Annotated in this window: 13 protein-coding genes; 5 read left to right on the top strand and 8 right to left on the bottom strand. The window is 60.9% G+C overall.

The window, feature by feature from the left end:
* Positions 1-80: 80 nt before the first annotated feature.
* The gene (locus tag MHH62_RS02015) at positions 81-2,069 is read right to left on the bottom strand and encodes an alpha-1,4-glucan--maltose-1-phosphate maltosyltransferase (RefSeq protein ID WP_020301129.1); all 1,989 of its coding nucleotides are present in this window, start codon (positions 2,067-2,069) and stop codon (positions 81-83) included.
* A gap of 204 nt (positions 2,070-2,273) precedes the next feature.
* On the opposite strand from MHH62_RS02015, the gene MHH62_RS02010 reads away from it, so the two are divergent.
* Positions 2,274-2,438 (top strand): hypothetical protein, encoded by a 165-nt coding sequence (locus tag MHH62_RS02010; RefSeq protein WP_165835081.1) that lies wholly within the window; start codon positions 2,274-2,276, stop codon positions 2,436-2,438.
* A 195-nt stretch (positions 2,439-2,633) separates the two neighbouring features.
* Entirely contained in the window at positions 2,634-3,647 is a 1,014-nt protein-coding gene (locus MHH62_RS02005; protein WP_339232337.1) for a M10 family metallopeptidase C-terminal domain-containing protein, read from the top strand.
* A 19-nt stretch (positions 3,648-3,666) separates the two neighbouring features.
* On the opposite strand, the gene MHH62_RS02000 is transcribed toward MHH62_RS02005, so the two are convergent.
* Positions 3,667-4,158 (bottom strand): MgtC/SapB family protein, encoded by a 492-nt coding sequence (locus MHH62_RS02000; protein WP_014718686.1) that lies wholly within the window; start codon positions 4,156-4,158, stop codon positions 3,667-3,669.
* Positions 4,159-4,280: 122 nt separating this feature from the next.
* Between MHH62_RS02000 and MHH62_RS01995 the strand changes: the two genes are divergently transcribed.
* The 3 genes from MHH62_RS01995 (at position 4,281) to mapR (ending at position 7,679) form a co-directional block, all read left to right on the top strand.
* Complete coding sequence (locus MHH62_RS01995) at positions 4,281-4,520, top strand: DUF3203 family protein (protein WP_014718687.1); 240 nt, start codon at positions 4,281-4,283, stop codon at positions 4,518-4,520.
* 184 nt (positions 4,521-4,704) lie between these two features.
* A complete protein-coding gene (ccoG, locus tag MHH62_RS01990) occupies positions 4,705-6,114 on the top strand; it encodes a cytochrome c oxidase accessory protein CcoG (protein ID WP_032901679.1) in 1,410 nt (469 codons plus the stop codon).
* Positions 6,115-6,269: 155 nt separating this feature from the next.
* Positions 6,270-7,679 (top strand): GntR family transcriptional regulator MpaR, encoded by a 1,410-nt coding sequence (gene mapR, locus MHH62_RS01985; RefSeq protein ID WP_073453639.1) that lies wholly within the window; start codon positions 6,270-6,272, stop codon positions 7,677-7,679.
* Here mapR and MHH62_RS01980 read toward each other — a convergent pair.
* The 6 genes from MHH62_RS01980 to MHH62_RS01955 all read right to left on the bottom strand — a co-directional run bounded on the left by MHH62_RS01980 (position 7,676) and on the right by MHH62_RS01955 (position 19,976).
* Positions 7,676-8,422 (bottom strand): SDR family oxidoreductase, encoded by a 747-nt coding sequence (locus tag MHH62_RS01980; RefSeq protein WP_014718690.1) that lies wholly within the window; start codon positions 8,420-8,422, stop codon positions 7,676-7,678. The genes mapR and MHH62_RS01980 overlap by 4 nt on opposite strands.
* A gap of 54 nt (positions 8,423-8,476) precedes the next feature.
* Complete coding sequence (locus tag MHH62_RS01975) at positions 8,477-10,573, bottom strand: EAL domain-containing protein (RefSeq protein ID WP_019816867.1); 2,097 nt, start codon at positions 10,571-10,573, stop codon at positions 8,477-8,479.
* A gap of 364 nt (positions 10,574-10,937) precedes the next feature.
* Positions 10,938-12,479 (bottom strand): efflux transporter outer membrane subunit, encoded by a 1,542-nt coding sequence (locus MHH62_RS01970; RefSeq protein WP_081339070.1) that lies wholly within the window; start codon positions 12,477-12,479, stop codon positions 10,938-10,940.
* Complete coding sequence (locus MHH62_RS01965) at positions 12,476-15,583, bottom strand: efflux RND transporter permease subunit (RefSeq protein ID WP_020301122.1); 3,108 nt, start codon at positions 15,581-15,583, stop codon at positions 12,476-12,478. Before MHH62_RS01965 ends, MHH62_RS01970 begins: the two co-directional genes overlap by 4 nt.
* On the bottom strand, positions 15,580-18,681 hold the full coding sequence (locus MHH62_RS01960) for an MdtB/MuxB family multidrug efflux RND transporter permease subunit (protein WP_073453633.1): 3,102 nt from the start codon (positions 18,679-18,681) through the stop codon (positions 15,580-15,582). Before MHH62_RS01960 ends, MHH62_RS01965 begins: the two co-directional genes overlap by 4 nt.
* Positions 18,678-19,976: an MdtA/MuxA family multidrug efflux RND transporter periplasmic adaptor subunit gene (locus tag MHH62_RS01955; protein ID WP_014718695.1), complete on the bottom strand. Its 1,299-nt coding sequence runs from the start codon at positions 19,974-19,976 to the stop codon at positions 18,678-18,680. The genes MHH62_RS01960 and MHH62_RS01955 overlap by 4 nt, the downstream gene beginning before the upstream one ends.
* Positions 19,977-20,091: the final 115 nt, after the last annotated feature.

Genomic DNA, 20,091 nt, shown 5'->3' with positions numbered 1-20,091 from the left:
GCGCGACGCAGAGCGTCCAGTGAGGCATTCCCACGCAGAGCGAAGTGAGGCGTTCCCACGCAGAGCGTGGGAACGAGCACTCAGGGGGTGCTGATGCGCCAGATCCCGAACGGCATCTGCGGCTCCAGCCGGGTCCATTGGGTCTTGCCGTACCAGGTCCAGCGATGGCCGTTCATCAAGTCTTCGCCCTGGGTCTGGGCATCGTCGGGCAACCCCATCTCCCACAGCGGCAATTCAAAGTGGGCTTCCTGGGCGTTGTGCGGGTCGAGGTTGACGGCGACCAGAATGAAATTGCTGCCGTCCTCGCTGCGCTTGCCGAAGTACAGGATGTTGTCGTTCCAGGCGTTGTAGAGCTTGAGCCCCAGGTGCGTGTGCAACGCCGGGTTCTGGCGGCGGATGCGGTTGAGCTGGGCGATCTCGGCGATGATGTTGCCGGGGGCGGTAAAGTCGCGGGGGCGGATCTCGTACTTCTCGGAGTCGAGGTATTCTTCTTTGCCTGGCACGGGCGCCGACTCACACAACTCAAAGCCTGAATACATCCCCCACAGGCCCGAGCCCATCGTGGCCAGCGCAGCGCGGATCAGGAAGCCTGCGCGGCCGGAGTCATGCAGGAAACCCGGGTTGATGTCCGGCGTATTGACGAAGAAGTTCGGGCGGTAGCACTCACGCCAGGGCGATTGGTTCAGTTGAGTGAGGTACTCGCTCAGTTCAGCCTTGGTGTTGCGCCACGTAAAGTAGGTATAGCTCTGGGAATAGCCGACCTTGCCCAGGCGCGCCATCATTGCCGGGGTGGTGAAAGCTTCGGCGAGGAAGATCACCTCCGGGTACTTGGCACGCACGTCGCTGATCAGCCATTGCCAGAACGGCAGCGGCTTGGTGTGCGGGTTGTCGACGCGAAAGGTCTTCACGCCCTCTTCCACCCAGCCCACCACAATGTCGCGCAGTTCTGTCCATAAGCCCGGAATCGCATCCGCCGCATAGAAATCGACGTTGACGATGTCCTGATACTTTTTCGGCGGGTTCTCGGCGTACTTAATCGTGCCGTCGGGGCGCCAGTTGAACCAGCCAGGGTGCTGTTCAAGCCATGGGTGGTCCTGGGAGCACTGGATGGCGAAGTCCAGGGCAATTTCCAGGCCGTGGTCGGCAGCGGCCTTGACCAGGCGACGGAAATCCTCACGGCTGCCCAGTTGCGGGTGAATCGCCTCATGCCCGCCCTCCGCGCTGCCGATGGCATACGGACTGCCCGGATCATCTGGGCCTGCGGTGAGTGAGTTGTTCTTGCCCTTGCGGTGGCTGCGGCCGATAGGATGGATCGGCGGGAAGTACAGCACGTCAAAACCCATGTCGTGGATCATCGACAAGCGCGAGTGCACGTCGTTGAATGTACCGTGGCGGGCCGGATCATCGGTGATCGAGCGGGGAAACAGCTCATACCAACTGGCGAACTGCGCCGCCTCACGCTCTACGTCAATTGGGTAGGCGGGGCTGACGCTCAGATACGCGCGATGATCGGCCTGGGTCATCAGGTGTGCACTGTCTTCGTGCAGGAACAACGCCACCTGCTCGGTTTCCAGCAGGCCCGACAGTTCGTGGTGCAACACCATCAAACGGTCGCGCAATTCGTTGTCACTGCGCTCGGCAGCCTGCAACACCAGGCTGCGGCCTTCCTGCAATTCAAGGCTGACCGGCACCCCGGCCTCATGTTTCTTGCGCAATTCATAGCAGAAGCTGGCGAAGGTATCGATCCATGCCTCGATGCAGTATTCATGCGGCCCGAGTTGGGCGACGGTGAACGCGCCTTCCCAGCCATCGTTGCCGACATCGGTCATGACCACGCTGTGCCAGCTTTCTTCCTCCAGCACGCGCCAGCGGATCAGCACCGCCAGCTTGTCGTGACCATCAGCGAACACTTTGCTGGTGACATTGACACGCTGGCCGACCACAGCCTTGACGGCGAACTCACCATTGTCGATCACCGGCATGGTGCTTTCGATAGCGATCCTGGGTAACAACAGCGCTTGCGACAGCGGCAGTATCGAGCCTTCTGGAGCCAGTGTTTCAGCAATCATCGAGCATCTTCCCCTTACGCCCTATGGACGCTCTTGGCTTGATCCGAATTCAAAGGCGGCGACGCTTTCCCTGAGCGTGGCCGTATAAGGTCCGAGCCTGGGCGCGCCGCAAAAGTTCAGGTGGATATGCCGCCGCTGGGCAGGGAATCAATTGCCCCAGGCAGCGGTCCACCGCTAGAGCAAAGCACAAAGGAGGCCACACCGATGAATATCCCGATACCACCTGAACCTGAAGATCCGAATATCGACACTCCGCCACTACCGACGCCACCCAGTGAACCGGCGCCCATTCCAGAGAGAGAGCCGCCGGAAAACGACCCACCGCCCGTGCAAGAGCCGCCGACGACCCTGCCTCCGGTGATCGTCTAAATCATCAGAGCAAGAACACGGCCTGCTCGAACACCTAGACGTCCTGGTGTTCGAGCACACAAAAAAACGAGGAGTCCTACGAAGTTCCACGTCAAGGCTGAATGTTCGTTTTACTGTTCCTTTTTATATTGATCTCGCGTGAATGCTCAGCCTTTTTTTCACCTGGCCTTTAGCCCATTTATCACGAGTAGCCCCATGTCGACTATCGCCTCCCCATCAACGCCCACTGCTCCAGTCACAACACCCACATCCTCCAATCCCGTCTCCAATCAACAGGCGCTGACGCCCGAGCGAATAAATACGTTGCTCAAGGCCGGCCCGAACTGGTCCTCCTCCCCTAAGGCGCCTGACCGCTCACCCCATACCCCCCTGTCGCCAACGACGAAGTCCAACACCTCACCTTCTATGTCGGAGGTAGAGGCGAAAAATAAGTTGGACGACCTGAATACGGCATTGACCCCAGGCACCATCAAGGAGATACAACGCAATCCAAGCTCGCCGAAATCTCGCGCAATCACTGAGCAGTTCAACACCACATTGACCCCAGAGAATGTCAAATTAATGTCGAGGGGCGCCAACGCGAAAAAAAACCGCGAAACACTTCGAGAGATCCGGGACAAGCTCGACAAAAAAAATATTGATTCAAACCTGGAGTCTGCCAAGCACCAGGTGATCAATGAAGCGGCCGATAAAATGAGGCTCAAACTTCTGGAAATCATTACCGCCGCGTTCGACGGCGACATCTGGAACACCGTTGACCATCACAAAAATTGGCTCGAAGAACTGGGTGCTCTGAGCAAAAATTTTTCTGCAATGGAGACCAAGTCCAAAGCCCTCACGGATGCAGCTTCGTCCCTGAGCGACGAAAAGCTCGACCAATCGGCGGCGCCTGAAACGCAGGACTCATCGCCTGCCGACACTCGCGCTGCAACCTACAGTTTCAACGCCACCAGTGAATCTACCCTGGAGGCCCCCAGCGAGATCCGCAATTTCAAATCGGGAGATAAACTGGACCTGTCCGGCATCCAGCGGCAGCTGAACACGTCGCTGCGGCCGGTCGATCGGTTTCCAGAAGTAATCGGTGAAATGCAGATCCATCACTCGCCCAGCGCCAACACCAGCGTAATTGTCATCGCCGATGCGCCGGGCAAAGACCCCTTTTTGCTCAAGGTGTTTGGTGAGGTACGCCAAAGCAACATCGTGACCTGATCCGCGGTATGACTCAGGATCACTTTTCCAACAATCTGACGATTCTCGGCATGATGCTGAACACCGCCAGGGCCAGCAGTGTACTGAGTACTGCCGTCGATTCACGCCCCATCCCCGCCGCCACACCAATGGCGGCGGTCATCCACAACCCGGCCGCCGTAGTCAGGCCCTTCACATGCTGGCCCTCTTCATCTTCCTTGCCCTTGAGGATGGTGCCGGCGCCAAGGAAGCCGATACCCGCAATCACCCCCTGAACCACCCGGCTCATGGCATCCGCCTGGTTGCCGGACATCTGCGGCACCAGCACGAACAGCGCCGCACCAAGCGCAACCAGCATATGGGTGCGCACGCCAGCCGCCTTGCCCTTGTGCTCACGCTCAAAACCCAGGATGCCGCCCAGGATCGCGGCGATCAGCAGGCGCACCGTCACTTGGGTGAGTTGCCGGGCATCGCCGATGTCCGCGAATTCGGCTTGCAGTGTTTGCCACACTTGATGCCACCAGGCGTCCATGGATGCGCTCCTTTTATTATGGATAGATAAAGGATGGACAGCGCAGACCGCCAGTCAGTTGCCTGGAACCCCTTGTCGTAGGGGTCGCCTAACGTGATAGAGCCCATAGAAAGGAGATCGCCATGCCCCTGCGCATCGAAAACCATTTGTGCTACTTCACGCTCGACGTGGACGGCCAGGAACAAAGCCTGCCAGCCACCCGCGTGAAGATCCTTACCGACCATGACAAAGCCATGTCCTATGTGGAGTTGGCGGGCGAGCGGATCTATATCACTGAAGCCGAAGCCGACGCGCTGACGGTTGAAGGGGCCACGGATGGCCGTAACCATGTAAAGGCGCAAAAGCCTGGTTCGGTGATTTGATTGATCTGTATCATCGAACCCTTTGAATCCCTGCACCCCTATAGACTCGGGGTGCAGCACATTGACGCACAAGAACGCATCAAGCCTATCTGATCCGCTTTTTATCCTTCCACCTGAGTCTGTTATGCAAACAGTCTGTCGCCCATAGTTCATCCGCCTGATGGAGGCTGATGAGCGAATGACCATGAGCGAACGAATCCCAACCGTGGAAACCTTTGAGCCCATTCACCCAAAGAAGGTGAAGGCCAAATCCAGCGACAACCTGATCCATACCCGCAGTTTTACCGGTGTGTTCCGCACCTTGCGCGTGGGCGGTGCCGGCCTGCTGTTTCTGGCTTTTTTTGGCACTGTGTGGCTGAACTGGGGTGGACGCCAAGCCGTACTGTGGGACTTGGCCGAGAGCAAGTTCCATATCTTTGGTGCGACATTCTGGCCCCAGGATTTCATCCTGCTCTCGGCGCTGTTGATCATCTGTGCCTTCGGCCTCTTCGCGATCACGGTGTTTGCCGGCCGCGTCTGGTGCGGCTACACCTGCCCGCAAAGCTCGTTTACCTGGCTGTTCATGTGGTGCGAGAAGGTGACCGAGGGTGAACGCAACCAACGTATCAAACTGCAGGCGGCACCCTGGAGCCTGAATAAGCTGGCACGGCGCTCGGCCAAACATACGTTGTGGCTGGGTATCAGTGTGTTGACCGGGCTGACGTTTGTGGGCTACTTCACCCCCATCCGCCCCTTGGCAGCCGAACTGCTGACGTGGCAGATGGGCGGTGTGAGCCTGTTTTGGGTATTGTTTTTCACGGGGGCCACTTACATCAATGCCGGCTGGCTACGCGAAGCCGTATGCATGCATATGTGCCCCTATGCACGCTTCCAGAGCGTGATGTTTGATAAAGACACCCTGACTATTTCCTACGACGCCGCCCGCGGCGAGCACCGTGGCCCGCGTAAACGTGACGTGCCGCCAGCGCAGGTTGGCCTCGGTGACTGCATCGATTGCCAGCTATGCGTGCAGGTATGCCCCACGGGCATCGATATCCGCGACGGCCTGCAGATGGAATGCATCGGCTGCGCAGCCTGCATCGACGCCTGCGATTCGATCATGGACAAAATGGGCTATGCCCGTGGCTTGGTCAGTTATACCAGTGAGCACCAATTGCAGGGTGGCAAGACTCATCTGCTGCGGCCACGCCTGATCGGCTACAGTGCCGTGCTGGTGGTGATGCTCGCGGCACTGGTGGTGGCCCTGATTGAACGGCCGATGGTGTCGCTGGATGTGACCAAAGACCGTGGCATGTTCCGCGAAAACAGCCTGGGTTTGATCGAAAACATCTACAGCCTCAAGGTGATCAACAAAACCCAGCAGCGCCAGGAATACCGCCTGGAACTGGTGGATGCCGAGGGGTTCCAGTTGCAAGGCAAGACCCAGGTCAGCCTGGCTGCCGGGGAAATTGTCGATATACCGGTGTCGGTAGCATTGCTGGCGGACACACCGGCCAGCAGCTCTCAAACCTTACGTTTTAAAGTCACTGATGTGGATGAACCTTGGATCTATACCGCTGCTGACAGCCGCTTCGTAGCGCCCTTGAATCGCTGATACTTCATCAACAACAGAGATCAAATGTGGGAGCTGGCTTGCCTGCGAAAGCGGTAGAGCAGTAACAGATGCAGTGACTGACACACCGCCTTCGCAGGCAAGCCAGCGCCTACAATTTGCCCTGCGTACACATTCAAAAAGCTAATTAGGCCGCCATGAAACGCTACGAAAAATTTGCCGACGACATCGCAGAACTGATCCGCTCCGGCGTCCTCGGCCCCGGCCAGCGCGTGCCATCGGTGCGCTATGCCAGCCAGGCCTACGGCGTCAGCCCGTCCACCGTGTTCCAGGCCTACTACCTGCTGGAGCGTCGTGGCCTGATTCGCGCACGCCCCCGCTCTGGCTACTTCGTCAACACCCATGCGCCCAGCCCGTTTTCCGAACCGGTGGTGAGTGAGCAGGTGCATGAGTCCACCGAGGTGGGCGTGAGTGAGCTGGTGTTCTCGGTACTGGACTCCATCAAAGACCCCAACACCGTGCCCTTCGGCTCGGCCTTCCCCTGCCCCATGCTGTTCCCGCTGCCGCGCCTGGCCCGTTCCCTGGCCAGCGCCAGCCGCGAAATGGACCCACGCTTGGTGGTCACCGACATGTCGCCGGGCAACCCGCAACTGCGCCGGCAGATTGCCCTGCGCTATATGGTCGGTGGCCTGATGCTGCCGATGGAGGAGCTGTTGATCACCAACGGTGCTCTCGAAGCGTTGAACCTGTGCCTGCAGGCCGTGACCGAACCGGGCGACCTGGTGGCCATCGAGGCGCCGGCGTTCTACGCGTGTTTGCAAGTGCTTGAACGCCTGAAGCTCAAGGCCGTGGAGATCCCGGTGCACCCGCGCGACGGTATTGACCTGAACGCCCTGGCCCAAAGCCTTGAGCGCTATCCGATCAAGGCCTGCTGGACCATGACCAGCTTCCAGAACCCCATGGGCGCTACGCTGCCTGAAGAGAAAAAACAGGCGCTGGTGGAACTGCTGCGCAGCCATCAAGTGCCGCTGATCGAAGATGACGTCTACGCCGAGCTGTACTACGGGCAACAAGCGCCTAAGCCGGCCAAGGCCTTCGATACCGAAGGGCTGGTGATGCATTGCGGCTCCTTTGCCAAGAGCCTGGCGCCGGGTTACCGAGTGGGCTGGGTCGCCGCCGGGCGCTTTGCACAGAAGGTCGAGCGGCTCAAGTTGATGACCTCGTTATGCCCGTCGATGCCGGCCCAGGCGGCAATTGCCGACTACCTGCAACACGGCGGCTATGACCGCCACCTGCGCAAACTGCGCTACGCCCTGGAAGAACAGCAAAGCGCCATGCTCGCGGCTATCGCTCGCTACTTCCCGGCCCAGACACGGGTCAGCCAGCCGGCGGGGGGCTATTTCCTGTGGTTGGAATTGCCGGAGCAGACCGACTCGCTGAAGTTGTTCCAGATGGCCTTGGCCCAGGGCATCAGCATTGCGCCGGGGCCGATCTTTTCCGCAACTCAGCGGTTCAGAAACTGCATACGCTTGAACTATGGCAGCCCGTGGAACGAGGCATCGGAAAAGGCCATGGAGACATTAGGGCGGATTGTGCGATCGTTTTAACGGCCGCCTCCCAAGTCGATAAACGTTCCGGTGGAATACGATGCCTTGTCCGACAGTAACCAGATAATCGCCTCCGCCACTTCATCCGGACGCCCGCCGCGCGCCATCGGGATGCCGGACTCCAGCTTGCTGACCCGGTCCGGGTCGCCGCTCAGGGCATGGAAATCGGTAAAGATATAGCCTGGGCGCACGGCGTTGACGCGAATGCCCTCGCCCGCCACCTCCTTCGACAACCCCAGGGTAAAGGTATCCAGCGCGCCCTTGGAGGCGGCGTAGTCGACATACTCACCCGGCGAGCCCAGCCGCGCCGCCACCGAGGACACGTTGACGATACTGCCGCCCTGCCCGCCATGCCGGGGCGACATGCGTAACACCGCGTGCTTGGCACACAGAATCGGGCCCAGCACATTGGTCTTGAGGATTTTGAGGATACGAAACTCGGACATCTCGTCGACCCGCGATTTTTGCCCCACGGTACCGGCATTATTGACCAGCGCAGTGACACGCCCCAATTCGGCATCCACACGATTGAACAGCGCAATCACCTCATCTTCGATGCTGACATCGGCGCGCACCGCGATGGCCTGTGCTCCGAGGCCGCGCACTTGTTCAAGCACAGCATGGGCAGCCTTCTCGTCCGACTGATAATTAATGCAGATGCGATAACCTTCGCGAGCGGCCAGCAAGGCCGTCTCGGCGCCAATCCCTCGGCTGCCCCCGGTGATGATGACGACTTTGTCCATGGCTGCGGTCTCCTGATTCAACCTGATGTTTAGGGTTGGATCCAAGAATACCCGTCACTCTGGGCGTTTGTCAGGCACTGCTGCCTGTTCGGCACTGCGGATATTGGTCATGAAGCTGTCGGCCGGCAATGGATGCCCCAACAGATAGCCTTGCAAGGAATCACACCCCAGGCGGGTAAGGAAATTTTGCTGCGCATCGGTTTCCACGCCTTCGGCGACAATCCGTAAGTCCAGAGCCTGGCCGAGGGCCACGATGGCCGAGACGATGGCGGCGTCGTCGCTGTCGTGTTCCAGGTCACGTACAAAGCCGCGGTCGATCTTCAACTCATTGGCCGGCAGGCGCTTGAGGTACATGAGGCTGGAGTACCCGGTGCCAAAGTCATCGATGGACAGGTCCACACCCATGTCCGACAGTTGCTGCAATACCTTCATGCTCGCGTCGGCATCGCTCATGGCGGTGGTCTCGGTGATCTCCAGCGTGAGGCTGTTGGCCGGTAATTGGTGACGCTCCAGCGCGGCCGCTACGCTGTTGACCAACCCGGCGTGGCAGAACTGCAACGCCGAGAGGTTTACGGCAATGCGCCAGTGCTCATAACCCTGTGCGTACCACTGACTCATCTGGCGACAAGCTTCATCGAGTACCCATTCGCCGATGGGGATGATCAGCCCGGTTTTCTCCGCCAGTGCAATAAACGTAGCGGGCATCAACAAGCCTTGTTGCGGATGCTCCCAGCGCAACAGCGCCTCGGCCCCCACGGCAAGACCGCTGACGGCGTCGAACTTGGGTTGGTAGTGCAAACGAAATTGCCCCTGCTCCAGGGCATTGCGCAGGTCCTGCAGCAATTGCAGTTGTTTGCGCGCATTGGTGTTCATCGACACATCGAAGAAGCTATAGCCGTTCTTGCCCATGCCCTTGGCGTGATACATCGCCGCGTCGGCGTTCATCAGCAGTTCCTGAGGACTATTACCGTTACCGGGGAACATGGCGATACCGACGCTGGCCGAGATCTGCAACTCATGCTCGGCCACCGTGAAGGTGCGGTTGATCAGGCTCACCTGGCGCTCGGCCAAGCCCATCGCATCGTCGGGCTGGGTGAGTTGCACCAGCAATACGAACTCATCGCCGCCGATACGGGCCAGGGTGTCCTGGCTGCGCAAGTCCTCACGCAAGCGCAAGCCGACCTCGCGCAGTAACTGGTCGCCCAGGTGATGACCAAAGGCATCGTTGACCGGCTTGAAGCCATCCAGGTCGATAAACATCAAGGCAAAGCAACCGCCCCGCTCGTTCACCGCCTGGATGCCTTGTTGAATGCGATCAGCCAACAACGTGCGATTGGGCAGGCCGGTGAGCATGTCATGCAGGGCCAGGTGAGTAAGTTCCTGATTGGCCAGGGTCAGGGAATCGGCGAGTACGGCGGTGCGCGCTTCCAGGCGCGCATCCAGCACCGAGGTCAAGAGCGCAATGACCAGCACCGCCAGCGAAGTGACCAAGACCAGGTTATCCAGGCCCTTGCCGCTCAAGCCGGTCAATGCGGCGCCGCAGAAGCTGCCATCGGCAAAGCGCGCCGCAGCCATCCCGGTGTAGTGCATCCCCACGATGGCCACGCCCATCACGACGGCGGCGCCACCCCGTGCCAGCCGCACATAAGGTGTGTTGCGCCGCAGGTTGAAGGCGATCCACAGGGCGGCGCCGGAAGCCACCACCGCGATCACCAACGAAGCGCCAAATAAGGTCGGGTCGTAATCAATGCCGGGTGTCATGCGCATCGCGGCCATGCCGGTGTAATGCATGCTGGCAATTCCAGCGCCCATTACCAACGCCCCGAATGCCAGTTGCCAGACCGGCAAGCGTGGCTGGCTGACCAGCCATAACGCGAAACCACTGGATAGCACGGCGATCAACAGCGAAAACAGGGTAATGCCTACCTCAAACCCGAGGGCAAACGGCAGGCGCAGGGCCAACATCCCGATAAAGTGCATGGACCAGATGCCCACGCCCATCGCCACTGCGCCGCCAGTGATCCATAGGTATACAGCCCGCCCCTTGGCGGTCGCGATACGCCCGGCCAGGTCCAAGGCCGTGTAGGACGCCAGGATGGCCACGCACAGGGAAATCACGACAAGGGAGGTTGAATAGCTACCGATCAACATAGGTTTTCTCGCTGGCGACGGGGCGAAAAAGCCCGTGCCGGGTGGCAAAGCGGGCGATTGTAGCGAGTATGAATCCGAGGCAGGTGATTAATTAATCAGTTGGCCATTAGTGAGTTTTTGGCGTCAATCGGATGGCTTCGCCAGGCTGTTTTCAACGACGTCATGGACATCAAAATGTCGCCTGCGCAGATCCCCTGTGGGAGCGGGCTTGCCCGCGAAGGCGGTGTGTCAGTCACCGCAACTACTACTGCACTAACGCTATCGCAGGCAAGCCAGCTCCCACAGGGTACTGTGCTTAACTGACTGGCATTGGGGCAAGCCCACACAGTTGATCTTGCTCCCCCAGGATGCGCGGCGCATCCGGTTACTCCTTTTCAGCCAGGGAGGTCTGGCCGTCCCAGCCTCCGCCCAACGCTGCAATCAATTGCACACTCGCCACCAGGCGCGATTGCAGCAAGGTCAACACGGTGCGCTCGTTGCTCAAGGCCGTTGCCTGCACCGTGACCACATCCAGATAGGCAATCAACCCGGCCTTGTATTGGTTTTCGGTCAAGCGCAAGGATTCACGCGCCGATTCCAGCGCTTCATTGCTGACCACCGCCTCATCGGCGAGCACCTTGAGCTGGACCATGTAGTTTTCCACCTCACGGAAACCGTCCAACACGGTCTGGCGGTACTTGGCCACGGTCTCGTCATAGCTGGCCACGCTGCGGTCGACTTCCGCCGAGCGCTGGCCGCCATCGAACAGGGTCATGGCCAGTTTCGGCCCCACCGACCAGAAGCGGTTCGGCAGGCTGATCCAATCTTCATAAGTGCTGCTGGAATAGCCGCCCTGCAGGCTCAGGCTGAGGTCCGGGTAATAGGCCGCCTTGGCCACGCCGATATTGGCGTTGGCGGCGATCACCGAGCGTTCGGCCGAGGCAATATCGGGGCGACGCTCCAGCAGTTGGGACGGCAGGCTCACCGGTATTTGCGGTAGCGCCGGAATATCTTTGCTCACCGCCAGATTGAAGTTGGCCGGGGCTTCGCCAATCAGCACGGCTATGGCGTTTTCCAGCTGGGCGCGTTGCCAGATCAAGTCGATCAGGCTGGCCTGGGTGGTCTTGAGCTGGGTTTGCGCCTGGGCAATGGCGTCCTTGCCAGCCACACCGGCGCGGTATTGGTTTTCGGTCATTTTCAATGAACGCTGGTAGGTGTCCAGCGTGGCTTGCAGCAGCCGCGTCTGTTCGTCCATGACCCGCAGTTGCAGGTAGCTTTGCACCAGTTCGGACTGCTGGCTCAGACGCATTGCGGCCAAGTCGGCCGAGCTTGCCTCGGCGCTGGCTTCGTTGGCCTCCAGACCACGGCGCAACTTGCCCCAGATATCGGCTTCCCAGCTCACACCCAACTGGGCATTGAGGGTGTCGCGGATACCACTGCTGGAGCTGCTGAGGCTGGCGCTGCTGCTGCCGGTGCCCTGGCTGGCGCGGGTTTTACCCACGCTCAGGTCAACGCTGGGGTAAAACGCCCCGCGTGAGCTGCGCACCAGCGCCTTTGCCTGACGAAAACGCGCTTCGGCCTGGGCGACGGTCTGGTTGGACGCGTTGAGGCGCACCACCAGGTCGTTGAGTTGACGGTCACCGTACAGCTCCCACCAGGCGCCGCGGGCCAGGGAGTCGCTGGGGTTGGCCTGGCGCCAGCCCTGGGCCTCCTTGAACTGCACCGGCTCGATGACGTCCGGGCGTTTGTAGTCAGGGCCGATGGCGCAGGCGCTGAGCAACATGGCCAAGCCCACTGTAGGAGCAAGCTTGCTCGCGAAGACTGTCAACGTTAACGCGTTCATTCTGGATGAGCGCGGCGTCTGGGCCTTTTTCGCGAGCAAGCTCGCTCCTACAGAGGTCGCAGGGGCGTTGGTTGGGTCGGTCATAGCGCAGTGTCCAGGGCAGCATCGGTACGCACGCCGCGCCAGGCGTTGAAGCGATGGCGCGCGCGGTCCAGGTAAAGGTAAACCACCGGGGTGGTGTAAAGGGTCAGGATCTGGCTGAACACCAGGCCGCCAATAATGGTCAGGCCCAACGGGTGGCGCATTTCCGCGCCATCACCACTGCCGAGCAGCAACGGCAAGGCACCGAGGATCGCGGCCAGGGTGGTCATCAGGATCGGCCGCAGGCGCAACAGGCAGGCGCTGCGGATCGACTCCAGCGGGCTCATGCCATCGTTGCGCTCCAGTTGCAGCGCCAGGTCGATCATCAGGATCGCGTTTTTCTTCACCACGCCGATCAACAGGAACAAGCCCAGCAAGGAGATCAGGCTGAACTCGCCGCCCAGCAGGTAAATCGCAAGCAACGCGCCGACACCGGCCGACGGCAGCGTCGACAGGATGGTCAGCGGGTGAATGTAGCTTTCATACAGAATACCCAGCACCAGGTACACCGCCACCAGCGCGCCGAGAATCATGAACGGCTGGCCTTTCTGGGTCGCGGCGAACGCATCGGCAGTACCGGCCATCTTGGCGATCACGTCCTCGGGCAACCCGACTTTGGCAATCGCACGCTCGATAGCCGCCGTGCCCTGCTCCACCGTGACCCCGGGCGCCATGTCGAAGGCGATATTCTCCGAAGCGAACTGGCCTTCATGGCTGACGCGATCATCGGCCAGGCTGTTCTCATAGTGGGCAATGGTCGACAACGGCACCCGTGCGCCGTCGGCGGTGATCACCTGCATCTGGTTGAGGGTGATCGGGTCCTGGGCGTATTTGGGGTTGACCTCCATCACCACCTGGTACTGGTTGAGGCTGTCGTAGATGGTGGAAATCTGCCGCTGACTGTAGGCGTTGTTGAGCACTGCCGTGACCATGTTCATGTCGATGCCCAGGCGCTTGGCCTGGTCGCGGTCGACAATCAGCGTGACCTGGGCCGCGCCCCGGCCTTCACGGGCGTCGATGGCGGTCAGCTCTGGCAATTCACGCATGGCCGCCACCACTTTCGGGTACCACAGGCGCAGCGCGGCCAAGTCACCGCTTTGCAGGATGTAGGAGTATTGCGCGCTGGTCTGGTCGCGGCCGCCCCCGAACTGCAGGTCCTGGTCGGCCATCAGGAACAAGCGCCCGCCCGGCACCAGCGGCACCTCCTTGCGCAGGCGCTCGATCACCGCCTGGGCGGAAATTTTGCGTTCGCCGATCGGCTTGAGGCGTACCAGCATCACCGCATTGTTAGTGCCTTGGTTGCCACCGATAAAGCCGGCCACGCTGAGCACCGCCGGGTCCTTGAGCACCGCCTGGCGAAAGATCTCCATCTTCGGCTGCATCACGCTGAACGACAGGCCATCGTCGCCGCGCACAAAACCGATCAACTGGCCGGTGTCCTGCTGGGGCATGAAGGTTTTGGGCACCACCACGTACAGCGCGATATTCACGCCCACGGTGATCAACAGGCTGAGCAAGGTCAGGCGCCGATGGCGCAGCACCCAGTCCAGGCTGGTGGCGTAGCCGGCGACCATGCGGTCGTTGACCTTCTGGCTCCAGCGCTGCAAACCGGTCTGCCGATCCTTGACGTGGGGCTTGAGCCAGCGGGCGCACAGCATGGGCGTCAAGGTCAGCGAGACAATCAGCGAAACGATGATCGCCGCCGACAAGGTGATCGAAAACTCACGGAACAGGTTAGTGACGATCCCGCCCATGAACAGGATGGACAGGAACACCGCCACCAGCGACACGTTCATCGAGAGCAAGGTAAAACCGACTTCCTGAGCGCCCAGGTACGCGGCTTTCATCGGTGGCACGCCGTCGTCGATGTGCCGGGAAATGTTCTCCAGCACCACGATGGCATCGTCCACCACCAGCCCGGTGGCGAGGATCAGCGCCATCAGCGAGAAGTTGTTCAGAGAAAACCCGTACAGGTACATCACCGCGAAGGTGCCCACCAGCGATACCGGCACCGCCAGGGTCGGGATCAACGAAGCGCGGAAGTTGCCCAGGAACAGGTACACCACCAGGATCACCAGCCCTACAGCGATCAGCAAGGTCATTTCCGCCTCATGCAGGGTGGCGGTAATCACGGGCGAGCGGTCCATGGCCAGGCTGAGCTTGACGCTGGACGGCAGCACCGCCTGCAACGCCGGTAACTGGGCCTTGATCTGCCGCACGGTTTCGATGATGTTGGCGCCGGACTGGCGGTTGATCACCAGCAACACCGCCGAATCATTGTTGAAGAAGCCGCTGTTGTAGCGGTCTTCCACACCATCAGTGATCTTCGCCACGTCCTTGAGGCGCAGGGCGGCGCCGTCCTGGTAGCGAATCAGCAGGGGCTCATAATCCTTGGCTTTTTCCAGCTGGTCGTTGGCCTGGATCTGCCAGTTGCGCTCGCTGTCTTCCAAGGAGCCCTTGGGCCGGCGCTGGTTGGCATTGGCGATGGTGTTGCGCACATCGTCCAGGGCCACGCCGTACTGATCGAGGGCCTTGGGCTCCAGCTCGATACGCACCGCCGGCAGCGAACTGCCGCCGATCTGCACTTCGCCCACGCCCGGCACCTGGGACAGGCTCTGGGACAGGATGGTCGAGGCCAGGTCGTACAACTGGCCCTTCTGCAACACGTCAGAGGTCAGCGACAGCACCATGATCGGCGCCTGGGACGGGTTGATCTTCTTGTAGGTGGGCATGCTGCGCATACCGCTGGGCAGCAGGTTGCGCGACGCGTTGATGGCCGCTTGGACTTCCCGGGCCGCCCCGTTGATGTCGCGGTCGGAATCGAACGCCAGAATCACCCGGGTTGAGCCCTGGCTCGACGAACTGCTCATGGTGGTGATACCGGCAATCGCGCCGAACGAGCGCTCCAGCGGCGTGGCCACCGTGGACGCCATCACCTCGGGGCTGGCACCCGGCAAGCTGGCCGACACCACGATCACCGGGAAGTCGATCTGCGGCAGCGGTGACACCGGCAGCAAGTTGAAGCTGACGCCACCGAGCAACATGATCGCCAGGCTCAGCAGCATGGTCGCTACCGGCCGGCGAATGAAAGGTCCGGACAGGTTCATGGCTCAACCGGCTCCAGGCGTTGCGGCTCTTTGCGCCAGCGACGGCCAAGACGATCGAAGTACAGGTAGATCACCGGCGTGGTGAACAGCGTCAACACCTGGCTCACCAGCAAGCCACCGACCATCACCAGGCCCAGGGGCTGGCGCAGTTCGGCGCCGGAACCGCTGGCGAGCATCAACGGCACCGCACCGAACAACGCGGCCAGGGTGGTCATCAAAATTGGCCGGAAGCGCAACAGCGCCGCCTGGTAGATCGCCGTCTGCGGGTCCAGGCCCTGGTTGCGTTCGGCGTCGAGGGCGAAGTCGATCATCATGATCGCGTTCTTTTTCACGATACCGATCAGCAGGATGATGCCGATGATCGCAATCATGCCCAGGTCATTGCCACTGAGCAGCAACGCCAGCAAGGCCCCCACCGCCGCCGATGGCAGGGTCGAGAGGATGGTGATCGGGTGGATATAGCTCTCATAGAGCACACCGAGCACGATGTACATGGTGACCACCGCCGCCAGGATCAACAGCAAGGTGCTCGACAACGAGGCTTCGAACGCCTGGGCCGCGCCCTGGAACTGGGTTTGCACGCCCACCGGCATGCCGATGTCCTTCTGGGTCTGGTTGATCAGTTCCACGCCTTTGCCCAGCGCTACGCCGGGCGCCAGGTTGAACGACATCATCACCGCCGGGAACTGGCCGATATGGGCAATCGCCAACTGCGCCTGGCGCTGCTCCACATGGGCCAGGCTCGACAGCCGCACCTGGCCACCGTCGGTGGTTTTCACATGGATCTGGTTGAGGGCCGCCGGGCCGAGGGTTTCGCCGGACTGTGCCTGCAACACCACCCGGTACTGGCTGGCCTGGGTGTAGATGGTGGAAATCTGGCGCTGGCCGAAGGCGTCATACAACGCGTCGGTAATGGTCGAGACACTCACGCCCAGGCGCGAGGCCGCGTCGCGGTCTATCACCAGGTACACCTGCAAGCCTTTGTCCTGGAGGTCGCTGGCGACGTCGGTGAGTTCCGGCAACTGGCTGAGGGCGTGTACCAGCTTGCCGCTCCACAACGCCAGCAACTCGGCGTCCGGGGAGGACATGCTGAACTGGTACTGGGTACGGCTGACGCGGTCTTCGATGGTGAGGTCCTGCACCGGCTGCATGAACAGGCGGATGCCCACCAGCTTGTCGATTTGCGGTTGCAGGCGGGTGATTACCTCGGCTGCGCTCAAATCGCGCTGGCCGTGGGCCTTGAGATTGATCAACAAGCGGCCGCTGTTGAGGGTGGCGTTATCGCCGTCCACGCCAATGTAGGACGACAGGCTCTCGACCGCCGGGTCGGCAAGGATGATCTTCGCCAACTCCTGCTGGCGTTGGCTCATCGCCGCAAAGGAAATCGACTGCGGCGCTTCGGAAATACCCTGGATCACGCCGGTGTCCTGCACCGGGAAAAAGCCCTTGGGCACCACCAGGTACAGCACTACCGTAAGCCCCAGGGTGGCGATCGCCACCAGCAACGTGAGCGGCTGGTGCTTGAGCACCCATTGCAGCTTGCGGCCGTAGGCTTCGATCAACCAGTCAATCCAGGCGCCGCTGGCTTTGTAGAAGCGGCCCTGTTCTTCTTCCTTGGGTTCGCGCTTGAGCAGGCGCGCGCACATCATGGGCGTGAGGGTCAGGGACACCACCAGGGAAATCAGGATCGCCACTGCCAGGGTGATGGCGAACTCACGGAACAACCGCCCGACCACGTCGGCCATGAACAGCAAAGGGATCAATACCGCGATCAACGACAGCGTCAGGGACACCAGGGTGAAACCGATCTGCTTGGCGCCCTTGAGCGCGGCCGCCATCGGCGTCTGGCCTTCCTCGATATAGCGCGAGATGTTCTCCAGCATCACGATCGCGTCGTCTACCACAAACCCGGTGGCGATGGTCAGGGCCATCAGCGTCAGGTTATTGATGGAAAATCCGGCCAGGTACATCACACCAAAGGTGCCCACCAGGGACAGCGGCACGGCGATGGACGGAATGATCGTAGCGCTGACCCGGCGCAGAAACAGGAACGTCACCATGACCACCAGGGCAATGGCGATCAGAAGCTCATGCTGTACGTCTTTGACCGAGGCGCGGATGGTCTGGGTGCGGTCGGTGAGCACCGTCACGTCCAGGCCGGCCGGCAGGTTGTCGGTGATGCTCGGCAGGAGGGCCTTGATGCGGTCCACCACCTCGATCACGTTGGCGCCCGGCTGGCGCTGGATATTGAGCAACACGGCCTGGTTCTCATTGGCCCAGGCGGCGAGGCGTTCGTTTTCGGCACCGTCGACAATCTGCGCCACATCCTTGAGCCGCAGCGGAGCGCCATTGTTGTAGGCCAGGATCAGTTCGGCATATTGCTCGGGCGAGACCAACTGGTCGTTGGCGTCGAGCATCGACACGCGGGTGGGGCCGTCGAAGTTGCCCTTGGGCTGGTTGACGTTGGAGGCGGCGATCAGGGCGCGCACGTCCGAGAGGTTCAAGCCATTGGCCGCCAGGGCCTCGGGGTTGACCTTGATGCGCACGGCCTGGCGCTGGCCACCGGCGATGCTGACCATGCCGACGCCGCTGATCTGCGCGATTTTCTGCGCCATGCGCGTGTCGACCAAATCATTGAGCTTGGGCAGCAACATGGTCTTGGAGGTAATTGCCAGGGTCAGCACCGGGGTGTCCGCCGGGTTGACCTTGTTGTATACCGGCGGCGCCGGCAAATCCTTGGGCAACAGGTTGGTGGCGGCGTTGATCGCGGCCTGCACCTGTTGCTCGGCGACATCCATATTGATGTCGAGGTTGAAACGCAGGGTCAGCACCGACGCACCGCCCGAGCTGGTGGACGCCATCTGGGTCAGCCCGGGCATCTGCCCGAACTGACGCTCCAGCGGTGCGGTGACCGCACTGGTCATCACGTCGGGGCTGGCGCCGGGGTACAGGGTCATCACCCGGATAGTCGGGTAATCCACCTGGGGCAACGCCGATACCGGCAGCAGGCGGTACGAAATGATGCCGGCCAGGACAATGGCCAGCATGCTCAGCGTGGTGGCGACCGGGCGAAGGATGAACAGGCGCGACAGGTTCATGAACCGACCTTTTGCGCCTTGCCGGCGTCTGCCCCGGTCTCCCCTTTAGCTGCGGGCTTGCCTTGCAGGTGTTCGGTCGGCGTGGTCGGCACCTCGCTGCTGGCGTTGACCACTTCGATCTCGCTACCGTCCTTGAGGCGGTCGGTGCCTTCCAGCACCACGCGGTCGCCAGCGACCAGGCCCTCTTTGATCACGGTATTTTCGCCATCGGTATCCCCCACCACCAGCGGCTGGACCTTGACCTTCTTGTCACCGTCGAGCTTATAGACAAAGGTGCCATTGTTGCCGAACTGGATCGCCGCAGAGGGTGCCAGCACCACGTTCTTCAAGGTATCGGCCAGCAGGTGCACATTGACGAACTGGTTGGGGAACAGCGCCTGGTCCTTGTTATCGAACCGCGCCTTGAACTTCAGGGTGCCGGTGGTGACATCGATCTGGTTGTCCAGGCTTTGCAGTACACCGACCGCCTGTTTTTTCACGTCGCTACGGTCCCAGGCTTCCACTGGCAATTTGTTGCCGGCGTGGTAACGGGCCAACACGGTTTCCAGGGTATTTTCCGGCAGGGTGAAGGCCACGCTGATTGGCTGGGTCTGGGTGATCACCGCGAGGGCGGTAGTGTCGTTGGCCGCAACCAGGTTGCCGACGTCAAGCTGGCGCAAACCGACGCGGCCGCTGATGGGCGCACGGATCTTGGTGAATTCCAGGTTGAGCTTGGCGTCGTCCACCGCGCCCTGGTTGGTCTTGACCGTGCCCTGGTACTGCAACACCAGCGCTTCGGCGGTGTCCAGGGTCTGCTTGGCGATACTGTCCTGGGCGTACAGGTCGCGATAACGCTGTACATCGACCTGGGCGTTCTTCAACTGGGCCTGGTTTTGCAGCAAGGTGCCCTGGGCCTGGAGCAAGGCGTTCTGGTAGCTGCGCGGGTCGATTTCTGCCAGCAGGTCACCGGCCTTGACCATCTGCCCTTCCTCGAAGGCGATCTTGACCAACTCGCCGCCCACCCGGCTGCGCACATTAATGGTGTTCAGTGCAGTGACCGTCCCCAGGGCCTTGTAGTACACCGGAAACTCCCCCAGCACCGCCGGCGCCACACGCACCGGTACCGGCCCGGTGGAACCACCGAAGCCTGGGCGCGCCATGCCGGTCTTGCCCGTGTGTCCCGCCGGAGCATCTTTATGGGCCGCGCCACTGGGCCAGAATTTCCAGCACAGGCCGGCGATAACCAGCAGCACGAGCAGGCCAAACAGCCAGCGGCGGGAGTTGCGGGAGGAGGATTGCATGGAGTGATCAACCATTGGGGGTGAGAGCTTCTTCTTCGGGAGGCTGAAAGATAAGCACTGGGGTGCGTTTAGAAAAGCACCTTTACCGGCTATTTACCTTAGGCTTACAACGTTTAACTTTTTGATCTTA

This window comes from Pseudomonas sp. FSL L8-0168, from assembly GCF_037976155.1.
GTDB classification, from domain to species: domain Bacteria; phylum Pseudomonadota; class Gammaproteobacteria; order Pseudomonadales; family Pseudomonadaceae; genus Aquipseudomonas; species Aquipseudomonas paracarnis.
The sequence above is the reverse complement of the archived record's forward strand: the minus strand, read 5'-3'. Positions and strand labels throughout refer to the sequence as shown.